15 protein-coding genes are annotated in these 12,296 nt (G+C 60.9%); 11 read left to right on the top strand and 4 right to left on the bottom strand.

All coding sequences use genetic code 11. From position 1 onward, the window contains the following. Positions 1-248, top strand: a 248-nt coding sequence (locus CKW25_RS18275) for a transposase (protein ID WP_143497367.1), incomplete at its 5' end; no start/stop codon positions are given. A gap of 200 nt (positions 249-448) precedes the next feature. Here CKW25_RS18275 and pyrE read toward each other — a convergent pair. After that, a complete protein-coding gene (gene pyrE / locus CKW25_RS18270; RefSeq protein WP_095081295.1) occupies positions 449-1,093 on the bottom strand; it encodes an orotate phosphoribosyltransferase in 645 nt (214 codons plus the stop codon). Between the two features lie 82 nt (positions 1,094-1,175). Between pyrE and CKW25_RS18265 the strand changes: the two genes are divergently transcribed. Continuing rightward, entirely contained in the window at positions 1,176-1,955 is a 780-nt protein-coding gene (locus CKW25_RS18265) for an exodeoxyribonuclease III (protein WP_003176915.1), read from the top strand. A gap of 154 nt (positions 1,956-2,109) precedes the next feature. On the opposite strand, the gene CKW25_RS18260 is transcribed toward CKW25_RS18265, so the two are convergent. Next, positions 2,110-2,478: a DUF4870 domain-containing protein gene (locus CKW25_RS18260; protein ID WP_095081293.1), complete on the bottom strand. Its 369-nt coding sequence runs from the start codon at positions 2,476-2,478 to the stop codon at positions 2,110-2,112. Between the two features lie 29 nt (positions 2,479-2,507). Then, on the bottom strand, positions 2,508-3,230 hold the full coding sequence (gene rph, locus CKW25_RS18255) for a ribonuclease PH (protein WP_095081291.1): 723 nt from the start codon (positions 3,228-3,230) through the stop codon (positions 2,508-2,510). 268 nt (positions 3,231-3,498) lie between these two features. On the opposite strand from rph, the gene CKW25_RS18250 reads away from it, so the two are divergent. The 6 genes from CKW25_RS18250 to CKW25_RS18225 all read left to right on the top strand — a co-directional run bounded on the left by CKW25_RS18250 (position 3,499) and on the right by CKW25_RS18225 (position 8,804). After that, complete coding sequence (locus CKW25_RS18250) at positions 3,499-4,362, top strand: YicC/YloC family endoribonuclease (RefSeq protein WP_095081289.1); 864 nt, start codon at positions 3,499-3,501, stop codon at positions 4,360-4,362. Between the two features lie 12 nt (positions 4,363-4,374). Then, positions 4,375-4,995, top strand: a complete 621-nt coding sequence (gene gmk, locus CKW25_RS18245; RefSeq protein WP_095081287.1) for a guanylate kinase — start codon at positions 4,375-4,377, stop codon at positions 4,993-4,995. Positions 4,996-5,162: 167 nt separating this feature from the next. Next, complete coding sequence (rpoZ, locus tag CKW25_RS18240) at positions 5,163-5,426, top strand: DNA-directed RNA polymerase subunit omega (RefSeq protein ID WP_003177259.1); 264 nt, start codon at positions 5,163-5,165, stop codon at positions 5,424-5,426. Between the two features lie 57 nt (positions 5,427-5,483). Beyond that, positions 5,484-7,589, top strand: a complete 2,106-nt coding sequence (gene spoT / locus CKW25_RS18235) for a bifunctional GTP diphosphokinase/guanosine-3',5'-bis pyrophosphate 3'-pyrophosphohydrolase (protein ID WP_095081285.1) — start codon at positions 5,484-5,486, stop codon at positions 7,587-7,589. A gap of 37 nt (positions 7,590-7,626) precedes the next feature. Then, a complete protein-coding gene (locus CKW25_RS18230; protein WP_003229509.1) occupies positions 7,627-8,007 on the top strand; it encodes a RidA family protein in 381 nt (126 codons plus the stop codon). 56 nt (positions 8,008-8,063) lie between these two features. Continuing rightward, positions 8,064-8,804: a hypothetical protein gene (locus CKW25_RS18225; protein WP_095081283.1), complete on the top strand. Its 741-nt coding sequence runs from the start codon at positions 8,064-8,066 to the stop codon at positions 8,802-8,804. A 155-nt stretch (positions 8,805-8,959) separates the two neighbouring features. On the opposite strand, the gene CKW25_RS18220 is transcribed toward CKW25_RS18225, so the two are convergent. After that, complete coding sequence (locus CKW25_RS18220) at positions 8,960-9,817, bottom strand: SDR family oxidoreductase (protein ID WP_095081281.1); 858 nt, start codon at positions 9,815-9,817, stop codon at positions 8,960-8,962. A 188-nt stretch (positions 9,818-10,005) separates the two neighbouring features. Here CKW25_RS18220 and exbB point away from each other — a divergent pair, with 188 nt between their 5' ends. Genes exbB through CKW25_RS18205 form a run of 3 tightly spaced genes read left to right on the top strand, consistent with a single transcriptional unit; the run spans position 10,006 to position 12,179 of the window. Beyond that, positions 10,006-10,998, top strand: a complete 993-nt coding sequence (gene exbB, locus CKW25_RS18215) for a tonB-system energizer ExbB (protein WP_095081279.1) — start codon at positions 10,006-10,008, stop codon at positions 10,996-10,998. A gap of 6 nt (positions 10,999-11,004) precedes the next feature. After that, the gene (exbD, locus tag CKW25_RS18210) at positions 11,005-11,433 is read left to right on the top strand and encodes a TonB system transport protein ExbD (protein ID WP_095081277.1); all 429 of its coding nucleotides are present in this window, start codon (positions 11,005-11,007) and stop codon (positions 11,431-11,433) included. Further along, complete coding sequence (locus CKW25_RS18205; protein WP_095081275.1) at positions 11,430-12,179, top strand: energy transducer TonB; 750 nt, start codon at positions 11,430-11,432, stop codon at positions 12,177-12,179. The genes exbD and CKW25_RS18205 overlap by 4 nt, the downstream gene beginning before the upstream one ends. Positions 12,180-12,296 lie beyond the last annotated feature (117 nt).

Below are 12,296 nucleotides of genomic sequence, written 5' to 3'. Positions count from 1 at the left end.
GGCGATCTGCCTGGAAGCAATGGCTGCGCCATGCTCATGAAAGCGACATACCGGCTCTGATCCAGTTTGCCAAACGACTAAAGGGTTACTGGCGGGGCATCGTCAGCCGGGTGCGCTGGCTGATGCATACGGGGCAGTTGGAAGGTATCAACAATCGAATCAAGGTCATCAAGCGGATGGCGTACGGTTATCGGGATAGCGAATTCTTTTTCATGAAGATAAAGAGCGTTTTTCCCGGTAATCCGTGAAGAACCTAAAAAAGACCCCGCTCAGCCTGGCTGAGCGGGGTCTTTTTTTGCCTGCGATCCCTGTGGCATACCACCTTTTGTGGCGAGGGAGCTTGCTCCCGCTGGGCTGCGTAGTAGACCCAAAGAATTTATGAGTGCTGCGCACTCAAGCGGGAGCAAGCTCCCTCGCCACAAAAGCTCCCCCCCATAGGGGATTGCGGTTACACGCCGAACTGGGCGCGATAGGCTTCCACTGCTGGCAAGTGCTGCTTGAGCTGCGGATCATCGGCGAGGAATTCCAGGACCTGATTCAGCGAAACAATACTGATGACCGGAATACCAAAGTCACGCTCCACTTCCTGGATCGCCGACAACTCGCCATTGCCGCGCTCCTGGCGGTTCAGGGCGATCAACACGCCGGCGGCCTTGGCGCCATCCTGGGAAGCGATGATCTGCATCACTTCACGGATCGCGGTGCCCGCGGTGATCACATCGTCGATGATCAGCACGTCGCCGGTCAGCGGCGCACCCACCAGGCTGCCGCCTTCGCCGTGAGCCTTGGCTTCCTTGCGGTTGAAGCACCACGGCAGGTCACGGTCATGGTGCTCGGCCAGGGCCACGGCGGTGGTCGCTGCCAACGGGATGCCCTTGTACGCCGGGCCAAACAGCACGTCGAAGGCAATACCGCTCTCGGCGATGGCGGCCGCATAGAAACGACCCAGCTGTGCCAGGGCACTGCCTGAGTTGAACAGGCCGGCATTGAAGAAGTAAGGACTGGTGCGCCCGGACTTCAGGGTGAACTCACCGAAGCGCAAAACGCCGCGATCGATGGCAAAACGAATGAAATCGCGCTGATACGCTTGCATGCAAAAAACCCCAAATACCACGGATTTAGCTAATTAGCTTGACGCCGTGTATCATACACGCACGCGATTTTTGGGGCCATTTATGCGGATCATCAGTGTGAACGTCAATGGTATTCAGGCGGCAGTCGAGCGTGGTTTGCTCAGTTGGCTGCAAGCACAGAATGCCGACGTCATCTGCCTGCAGGACACCCGCGCCTCCGCCTTTGAACTGGACGATCCAGCCTTCCAACTGGATGGCTACTTCCTTTATGCCTGCGATGCCGAAGTCCCCGCCCAAGGTGGCGTGGCTTTGTATTCGCGGTTGCAACCGAAGGCTGTCATCAGCGGTCTCGGCTTCGAGACGGCCGACCGCTACGGGCGCTACCTGCAAGCCGATTTCGATAAGGTCAGCATCGCGACCTTGCTGCTCCCTTCGGGGCAGAATGGCGATGAAGACTTGAACCAGAAGTTCAAGCTAATGGACGACTTCGCCCGTTATCTGGATAAACAGCGACGCAAGCGTCGCGAGTACATTTATTGTGGCTCGCTGTACGTGGCGCAACAGAAGCTGGATATCAAGAACTGGCGCGACAGCCAGCAATCCCCGGGCTTCCTGGCGCCTGAGCGTGCCTGGATGGACGAGATTGTCGGCAACATGGGGTATGTCGACGCCCTGCGCGAAGTCAGCCGTGAAGGTGACCAGTACAGCTGGTGGCCAGATAACGAACAGGCCGAGATGCTCAATCTGGGCTGGCGTTTCGACTACCAGTTGCTGACCCCGGGCCTGCGCCGCTTTGTTCGCAGCGCTCGCCTGCCACGTCAGCCACGGTTCTCGCAGCACGCGCCGTTGATCGTGGACTACGACTGGACGCTGACGATCTGATCGTCGTTTCGCAGCCATGAAAAAGCCGACAGTGATGTCGGCTTTTTTGTGGGAGCGGGCTTGCCCGCGATGAGGCCATGACATTCAGCCCATGTGCTGCCTGCCAGATCGCTATCGCGGGCCAGCCCGCGCCCTCAGGAAATGCATCTGGCTATTATTTGATCAATCGCCAGGTGAAGGGATAGCGGTAGGCCTGCCCTTCGTTGGCCTTGACCCCGGCAATGATCGTCAACACCAGCGCCCCGATGGCCAGCAGGCCGAACAGGAAAAACCCGATAACCACCACCATCAGCAACAGGCAGATGGCCGAGGCAATGGCCACGCTGATCTGGAAGTTCAGCGCCTCCTTGCCCTGGTCATCGATAAACGGGTCCATTTCGCGCTTCATTTGCCAGAGAATCAGCGGCCCGATCAGCGAGCCGAACGGCACCCAGATCCCCAGCAAGGCCGAGAGATGGCAGAACATGGCCCACTGACGAACCTCACGGCTCGGTGCGGGCACCGGTAGTTGCTCATCACTCATGACGCTCTCCTTGCCGGGAATCGGGACAATCAGTCAGCCAGCGCGGCTTTTTGCAGGTCGAAAATTTCGCTCATGCCTTTTTTCGCCAGCTCCAGCATCGCGGTCAGCTCTTCAGGCTGGAACGGCGCGCCCTCGGCAGTGCCCTGCACTTCGATGAAACCACCGGTGCTGGTCATCACCACGTTCAGGTCGGTCTCGGCAGCCGAATCTTCCAGGTAGTCCAGGTCCAGCACTGGCTCGCCCTGGTACATGCCGACCGAAACAGCCGCGATCATTTGCTTGAGCGGGTCGCCGCCCTTCAGGCCGCCGCGCTTCTTGATCACTTTCAAGGCATCGACCAGTGCAACCATGGCGCCGGTGATCGAAGCGGTACGCGTACCGCCGTCAGCCTGGATCACATCGCAGTCGACGTACAGGGTGACATCGCCCAGCTTGGACATGTCCAGCGCCGCGCGCAGGGAGCGGCCGATCAGGCGCTGGATTTCCAGGGTGCGACCGCCCTGCTTGCCACGGCTCGCTTCACGCTGGTTACGCTCGCCCGTGGCGCGCGGCAGCATGCCGTATTCGGCGGTCAACCAGCCCTGGCCCTGGCCCTTGAGGAAGCGCGGCACGCCGTTCTCGACGCTGACGGTGCAGATCACCTTGGTATCACCGAACTCGACCAGTACAGATCCCTCGGCATGTTTGGTGTAGTTGCGGGTGATGCGGATCGAGCGGAGCTGATCGGCAGCGCGACCACTTGGACGTTTCATAGAGGAACACCTGTACGGAGGACGGAAATCTGCCGAGCATTATAGGGCGAGCGGACGTGCCTGGGCACTTCTAAAAACCCGGGGCGACGAGCGAAGGCTCTGAACAGCGTCATGCGACGACCTGCAGCGCTTTGTCACACGCACCATGTGGGAGCATCCGTCGCACTGCGCTACAATCCTGCGCCTTTGCTGCCAGTCGGCTTAAATTCATTGATATCGGGCTCCCGGAACGTCGGTTCTGCGCCGATCTGCATTGCGAGGTACCCCCATGGTGCACAGCATGACCGCCTTCGCCCGCGTCGAGAAAGCCGGCGTCCAGGGCACCCTGAGCTGGGAACTGCGCTCGGTCAACAGCCGCTACCTGGAACCCCATCTGCGCCTGCCGGAGTCGTTCCGCGACCTCGAAGGCGCCGTGCGCGAAGCGCTGCGCCAGGGCCTGTCCCGGGGCAAGCTCGAATGCACCCTGCGTTTCACCGAAGAAAGCACCGGCAAACCGCTGCAAGTGGATCGCGAGCGCGCCGCGCAACTGGTCGCTGCCGCCGAGACCGTCGCTGGCCTGATCAGCAATCCTGCCGCGTTGAATCCGCTGGAAGTGCTGGCCTGGCCCGGCGTGCTGGTGGCCGATGCTACTGACCCGCAGGCCCTGAATGCCGAGGCCCTGACGCTGTTCAACCAGGGTCTCAAGGAACTCAAGGCCGGCCGCGAGCGCGAAGGCGCGGAGCTGGCCCGGCTGATCAACGAACGCCTGACCTCCATTGAAGAAGACGTGGTGACCCTGCGCGAACTGGTTCCGCAGATGCTCGCCACCCAGCGCCAGAAAGTCCTCGACCGCTGCGCCGACATGAAGGTTGAGCTCGACCCGCAGCGCCTGGAACAGGAAATGGTCATGCTCGCGCAAAAAAGCGACGTCGCCGAAGAACTGGACCGCCTGAGCACCCACATCATTGAAGTGCGCCGCGTGCTCAAGTCCGGCGGCGCTGCCGGCCGGCGCCTGGACTTCCTGATGCAGGAGCTCAACCGCGAAGCCAACACCCTGGGCTCCAAGGCCTTCGACCCGCGCAGCACCCAAGCGGCGGTCAACCTCAAGGTGTTGATCGAACAAATGCGCGAACAAGTGCAGAACATAGAGTAAGGCTACCCCGACATGACCCATAGCACCGGCACCCTCTACATCATTTCCGCTCCTTCGGGCGCGGGCAAGACCAGCCTCGTCAAGGCCCTGATCGACGCACAGCCGCAAATCCGCGTCTCGGTCTCGCACACCACCCGCGCCATGCGTCCGGGCGAAGTGAACGGCGTCAACTATCACTTTGTCGCCCGCGAAGAGTTCGTGAAGATGAGCGAGCACGGTGACTTCCTGGAGCGCGCCGAAGTGTTCGGCAACCTCTATGGCACCTCGCAAAGCCACCTGCAGCAGACGCTGGACGAAGGTCACGACCTGATTCTGGAAATCGACTGGCAAGGCGCCGAGCAGGTCCGCAAGCTGATGCCGCAGGCTCGTTCGATCTTCATCCTGCCGCCAAGCCAGCAAGCACTGCGCCAGCGCCTGACCAACCGCGGCCAGGACAGCGACGAGATCATTGAAGGGCGGATGCGTGAAGCCGTGAGCGAGATGAGCCACTACGTCGACTACGACTACCTGATCATCAACGACGATTTTGCCCACGCACTGGACGATCTGAAGGCGATTTTCCGCGCCAACCAGCTGCACCAGAAGCGCCAGCAACAGCTTCACGGCAAATTGCTGGCTGAATTGCTGGGCTAAAGAGCACTTCCCAAAACCGCTGCAGGGGCTTTACATTGGTGCTTGCAGCGCGTTGAAGAGCTTGGTCAAAAAATCAGCGCTTCCCTAAACGCTGGTGATTTTTTAAACTGTTGAGTCCGCTCGCCCAACCGGGCAGCGCGCATATTGCATTCGCTCCGAGGAATACCATGGCCCGCGTAACCGTTGAAGACTGCCTAGAACACGTGGAAAACCGCTTTGAGCTGGTCATGCTCTCTACCAAGCGTGCCCGTCAACTGGCCACCGGTGGCAAAGAGCCGTTGGTTCAGTGGGAAAACGACAAGCCTACCGTTGTCGCCCTGCGCGAGATCGCTGAAGGCCTGATGAGCTACGAGTTCATCGCCAATGCAGAAATCGTCGAAGACGAACCGCTGTTCGCAGCGTTCGAGGACGAGTCCAACGAGGCCGTCTAAGCCTATGCCTGGTCGACGTAGCACGGCGCGGGATCACAGCCATCGGCAGGAGTCATCATGCCGAGCATAGACGCCCTCGCCGATCGCTTATCGACCTACCTCGGAAACGACCAGGTCAACCTGGTCCGCCGAGCGTACTTCTACGCCGAACAAGCCCACGACGGCCAACGCCGCCGCAGCGGCGAGGCGTATGTCACGCACCCGCTCGCGGTCGCGAACATTCTTGCCGACATGCACATGGACCATCAGAGCCTGATGGCGGCGATGCTGCATGACGTGATCGAAGACACCGGTATCGCCAAGGAAGCGCTGCAAGCGCAGTTCGGTGAAACCGTGGCTGAATTGGTCGACGGGGTCAGCAAACTGACCCAGATGAACTTCGAGACCAAGGCCGAAGCCCAGGCTGAAAACTTCCAGAAAATGGCCATGGCCATGGCACGCGATATTCGCGTGATCCTGGTCAAGCTGGCCGACCGCCTGCACAACATGCGCACGCTGGAAGTGCTGTCCGGTGAAAAACGCCGGCGCATCGCCAAGGAAACCCTGGAAATCTATGCGCCCATTGCCAACCGGCTGGGCATGCACGCCATCCGCATAGAGTTCGAGGACCTGGGCTTCAAGGCCATGCACCCGATGCGCTCCGCGCGGATCTACCAGGCCGTGAAGCGCGCTCGGGGCAACCGCAAGGAAATCGTCAACAAGATCGAAGAGTCCTTGAGCCACTGCCTGGCCATCGACGGCATTCAAGGCGAAGTCAGCGGTCGCCAGAAACACCTCTACGGCATCTACAAGAAAATGCGCGGCAAGCGTCGGGCCTTCAACGAGATCATGGACGTCTATGCGTTCCGGATCATCGTCGACAAGGTCGATACCTGCTACCGCGTGCTGGGCGCCGTACATAACTTGTACAAACCGTTGCCGGGTCGCTTCAAGGACTACATCGCGATCCCCAAGGCCAACGGCTATCAGTCGCTGCACACCACGCTGTTCGGCATGCACGGCGTTCCGATCGAGATCCAGATCCGTACCCGTGAAATGGAAGAGATGGCCAACAACGGCATCGCCGCGCACTGGCTGTACAAATCCAGTGGCGACGAGCAGCCCAAAGGCACTCACGCCCGCGCCCGCCAGTGGGTCAAGGGTGTGCTGGAAATGCAGCAACGCGCCGGCAACTCGCTGGAGTTCATTGAAAGCGTGAAGATCGACCTGTTCCCGGACGAGGTCTATGTGTTCACGCCCAAAGGCCGGATCATGGAGCTGCCCAAAGGCTCCACGGCGGTCGACTTTGCCTATGCCGTGCATACCGATGTCGGCAACAGTTGCATTGCTTGCCGGATCAACCGTCGTCTCGCGCCGCTGTCCGAACCGCTGCAAAGCGGCTCCACGGTCGAGATCGTCAGTGCCCCCGGCGCGCGACCGAACCCTGCCTGGCTCAACTTCGTGGTCACCGGCAAGGCACGGACCCACATCCGCCATGCGCTGAAACTGCAACGCCGCTCCGAGTCCATCAGCCTCGGCGAACGCCTGCTGAACAAGGTGCTCAACGGTTTCGACAGCTCGCTGGAAAAAGTTCCGGCCGAGCGCGTCAAGGCGATGCTCACCGAGTACCGCCTCGAACTGATCGAGGACCTGCTCGAAGACATCGGCCTGGGCAACCGAATGGCCTATGTCGTGGCGCGCCGCCTGCTGGGCGACGGCGAACAGCTACCAAGCGCCGAAGGCCCGCTGGCCATCCGCGGCACCGAAGGCCTGGTGCTCAGTTACGCCAAGTGCTGCACCCCTATCCCCGGCGACCCGATTGTCGGTCACCTGTCTGCGGGCAAGGGCATGGTCGTGCACCTGGACAACTGCCGCAACATCAGTGAAGTCCGCCACAACCCGGAAAAATGCATCCAGCTGTCGTGGGCCAAGGATGTCACCGGCGAATTCAATGTCGAGCTGCGCGTCGAGCTGGAACATCAGCGCGGCCTGATCGCGTTGCTGGCCAGCAGCGTCAACGCCGCCGACGGCAACATCGAAAAAATCAGCATGGACGAACGCGATGGTCGCATCAGCGTGGTTCAACTGGTGGTCAGCGTACACGACCGTGTGCACCTGGCCCGCGTGATCAAGAAACTACGCGCCCTGACCGGGGTGATCCGCATCACCCGCATGCGTGCATAGTCCGCCTACATAGCCCAGTCATTACAAGGAGTCATTCATGACCAAGACCGTTATCACCAGCGACAAGGCCCCGGCGGCCATCGGCACCTACTCCCAGGCGATCAAGGCTGGCAACACCGTCTACATGTCCGGCCAGATCCCGCTCGACCCAAAAACCATGGAACTGGTCGAAGGTTTCGAAGCCCAGACCGTTCAGGTGTTTGAAAACCTCAAGGCCGTGGCGGAAGCGGCCGGTGGTTCGTTCAAGGACATCGTCAAGCTGAACATCTTCCTCACCGACCTGAGCCACTTCGCCAAGGTCAACGAGATCATGGGCAAGTACTTTGACCAGCCGTACCCTGCTCGCGCCGCCATTGGTGTGGCTGCCCTGCCAAAGGGTTCGCAGGTTGAAATGGACGCCATTCTGGTCATCGAGTAACACGCGCGGCGCAACCTCACGGGTTGCGCCAGCTCCGCTTCCAAAGGATTCTCCTCATGCGCAAAGCGCTAGCTCTCTCATTGCTCGCGGTGTTTCTGGGCGGCTGTGCCAGTAACCCCGCCGACCGCGATATCAGCGGCACCTGGATCAACCAGGCGGCAATCGATGCAGCCTCGAAGGGCGTTCCGCTGCGTGAAGCACTGCAAGCCAACGGCCCGAACCTGGAATGGGACATCAATACCAAGGCAGGTCAGGCACGCTACACCAATGGCTTCGAAAACGTCGAAGGCAAGGTACTGGGCGAGCAATCCGGCGCCTGGAAAATCGAGATCTATGGCAGTTCCGGCACCGAATTGAAGCGTGACGGCAAACAACTGCAGCAAGTGGCCAGCGACAACGAGCCAGAGCAAGTGTTCGACCACCCGAAAGATGCCGTTCCTGAAGGTGCACCGCTGGGTGCAAGCTTCGAGCGCGCACTCTACTCGGCCTATCTAGGCGGTGGCTGGAAGATCGTCAATGGCCCGGGTGAAGGCAACACCGTTCAGTTCCAGGCCGATGGTGCTGTCCTGGGCCTTCCCGGTGCTGACCGCTACGCCCTGTGCCTCGCTGGCGACTGTGCCTCCATGAGCGGTGGCAATGACACGATGTGGCTGCAACTCAACGGCCAGGGCAACCCGTGGATCTTCACCCGCCAGGGTGACGACATGGAGATTTTCCAGGCGGTCAATCGCGCGCAGGCCGATGAAGTACCGTCATTCTCCCCAGGCAAACGCCAGTGGACACTGGAAAAACAGTGATCCCGCAAAAAGGCGCCTGAAGGCTAATGCCGAGCAGTTAAGCCAAAGACCAGCCGAACATAGCTCCCTCTCCACAGGTTTCGTGTTCGGCTTTATTTCTCTTAACTGACCGGCATTAGCCTGATGGCGCCTTTTGCTTTATCCGGCAAAACGGCTCAGGCGCCGCCTTCCAGAATCGCCGCATAACCTTCACGAAAGCTTGGATAGCGGGGCGTCCAGCCCAGCGCCTTGGCGCGGGCGTTGCTGCAGCGCTTGCTGCCGGTACGGCGCACGCTGGCGTCCTCGGCCCACTCGGTGACCCCAAGGTACTCGCGCAACCAGTCCACGACCTCGGCCAACGGTGCCGGCGCATCGTCGACGCCGATGTAGCAGTCATCCAGCGCAACGCCTTGATGATCGGCATTGAGCAGAAACGCCAGCAAGCCTGCCGCGTCGTCGGCGTGAATACGGTTGCCATACAGCGGTGGATCGACGACCACCCGATAACCCCGGCGCACCTGGGTCAATAGCCACTCTCGGCCCGGGCCATAGATGCCGGTCAGCCGCACAAGGCTTGCCGGGATGCCGCTGGCGAGTGCCACCTGCTCGGCCTCCAGCATCACACGTCCCGAGTAACTGACCGCTTGGGCTGGCGAGGTTTCATCCACCCATTCGCCATCCTGTTGCTCGTAGACACTGCTGCTGGAGACAAACAGCAAGCGTTCGGGCACCTGACCGTAGTCATTCAGCCAACCCAGCACGTGCTGCAAGCCCTGAATATAAGCCGCGCGGTAACCGGCCTCATCGTGATCGGTGGCCGCCGCGCAATACACCAGGTAATCCACCGCACCGACAGGCCAGGTCGCCGGGCAGTCTTCATTGAACAGGTCACCGGCAATGCCAACAACGCCCTCGGGCAGACGCGAGATGTCACGTCGCAAGCCATGAACCTCCCAGCCCAAGGACAGCAATTGAGTGGCCAGGCGGCCACCGACATCACCGCAACCGGCGATCACCACAGAAGGCCCAGACATTAAAAATCCCTCATCAGAAAGGTACAGACTAGCCCCGGCAATAGAGGAGCGGCTAGCAGTGGAAGAAAAAAAGAGACTCTATTACTTCTGTTAACAAGAATTACTTGCAATAATGCCCGCCACTTTTGTTCTCGGCCCACGAGGCCTGGAAGGACATCAATCCTCTTTCTCTCTCAGGTCCGGCCAGCATGACACGCAATCCACAATCCGCTTCGCCAACCAAGCCCACTCGTCCAGCGCGCGCCTTCCGCGCCGTAGCTGCACTGGTGTTCAGCCTGCTGTTGGCCCCGTCCGCGGCTGTCGCCGATGAGCCGGCCACCCCAGCGCCCGTCGCGGTCGCTGCAGCACCTGCGCCAGCCGTTGATGCCGCCCACGGCGCCACGGCCGTGACACCTGTCGCGGCGGCCCCGTCCCTGGCGGCCGAAGGCACCGAGATTGACGGCCCTGAAGTACTGGAATCCGACAACACGCTGGGCATGGCCCATGACCTGTCGCCGTGGGGCATGTACCAGAATGCCGATATCATCGTGAAGCTCGTGATGATCGGCCTGGCCATCGCCTCGATCATCACCTGGACCATCTGGATTGCCAAAGGCTTTGAGCTGATGGGCGCCAAGCGTCGTCTGCGCGGTGAAATCGCCCAGCTGAAAAAAGCCACCACCCTTAAAGAAGCCAGCATGACAGCCGGCAAGGAAGGCACGCTGGCCAACCTGCTGGTCCATGACGCCCTCGAAGAGATGCGCCTGTCGGTCAACAGCCGCGAAAAAGAAGGCATCAAGGAGCGCGTCAGCTTCCGTCTTGAGCGCCTGGTCGCCGCGTGCGGTCGCAACATGAGCAGTGGCACCGGCGTGCTGGCCACCATTGGCTCCACCGCCCCCTTCGTCGGCCTGTTCGGCACCGTGTGGGGCATCATGAACAGCTTCATCGGCATCGCCAAGACCCAGACCACCAACCTCGCCGTGGTAGCACCCGGCATCGCCGAAGCCCTGCTGGCAACGGCACTGGGCCTGGTGGCTGCGATTCCTGCCGTGGTCATCTACAACGTCTTCGCCCGCTCCATTGCCGGTTACAAGGCCCAGGTCTCCGACGCGTCGGCTGAAGTGCTGCTGCTGGTCAGCCGCGACCTTGATCACCAGCCAGGCGAGCGTTCCACGCAACCGCACATGGTCAAAGTAGGGTAATCGGCCATGGGCTTGCATTTAAAGGAAGGGGCGGACGACGACCTCGTCGAGAACCACGAAATCAACGTCACGCCATTCATCGACGTGATGCTGGTGCTGCTGATCATCTTCATGGTGGCGGCCCCCCTGGCCACCGTGGACATCAAGGTTGACCTGCCTGCCTCGACCGCCAAACCGGCGCCGCGACCGGAAAAGCCGGTGTTCCTCAGCGTCAAGGCCGACCAGCGCCTGTACCTGGGTGAAGACGAAGTCAAAACCGAAACCCTTGGTGCGATCCTCGATGCGCGCACCCAGGGCAAGAAAGACACGACCATCTTCTTCCAGGCCGATAAAGGCGTGGACTACGGCGACCTGATGCACGTGATGGACACCCTGCGCGCTGCCGGTTACCTGAAAGTCGGCCTGGTCGGCCTTGAGACGGCAGCCAAGAAATGATCACGACGCGCCAAAAGCTGACGCGTTACAGCGGTAGCCTGGCGGTGGTGCTGGGCGTCCATGCGGTCGCGGTTATTCTCGCGCTCAACTGGACGTCCTCCCCGCCGGTCGCGCTGCCGCCGATGGCGATGCTGGTCGAGTTGGCACCGCTTCCGGCGCCACCGCCTCCCGCCCCTCCCAAGGTCGTAACGCCGCCACAACCTCCGACACCGGAGGAAGAGTTGCCGCTGCCCAAACTCGCCGAGGCGCCCAAACCGACGATCTCGGTGCCCAAGCCGGTCAAACCCAAGCCCAAGCCTCTGCCGCCCAAGCCCGTGGAGAAAAAGCAGGAGCCACTGAAGGAAAAGCCTTCCGAGGAGAAACCTTCCGACGCACCGCCAACCAACACCCCCGCACAGAAATCCGCCCAACCGGCACCCGGCCCGTCGGCGGCACAGACTGCGGCCAAGGCCAGTTGGGAAGGCACGTTGCTGGCGCACCTGCAGAAGTACAAGAAATACCCCGCAGGCGCACAGGCACGGGGCAAGGAAGGTTTGAACCGCCTGCGCTTCGTGGTCGACGCTGAAGGCAAGGTACTGTCGTTCGAGCTGGTAGGACGTTCCGGCAATGCCGATCTGGACCGGGCCACCCTGGAAATGATCCGCCGCGCTCAGCCACTGCCCAAGCCGCCAGCCGAGATGCTGAAAAACGGCTCGATCGAAATTGTTGCGCCGTTCGTGTATTCGCTGGAAAAACGTAAACGCTAAGACAGTAGGTAGCACACCGGTGTGCGAGGGAGCTTGCTCCCGCTGGGTCGCGAAGCGGCCCAAAAATCGGCAACCGCAGTTCACCAGCAATAACGCGCTGGCTGATTTACGACTGCT

It is taken from the genome of Pseudomonas sp. Irchel s3h17 (genome assembly GCF_900187505.1).
In the GTDB taxonomy this organism is placed as follows: domain Bacteria; phylum Pseudomonadota; class Gammaproteobacteria; order Pseudomonadales; family Pseudomonadaceae; genus Aquipseudomonas.
This window is presented reverse-complemented; position numbering and strand designations above follow the sequence as displayed.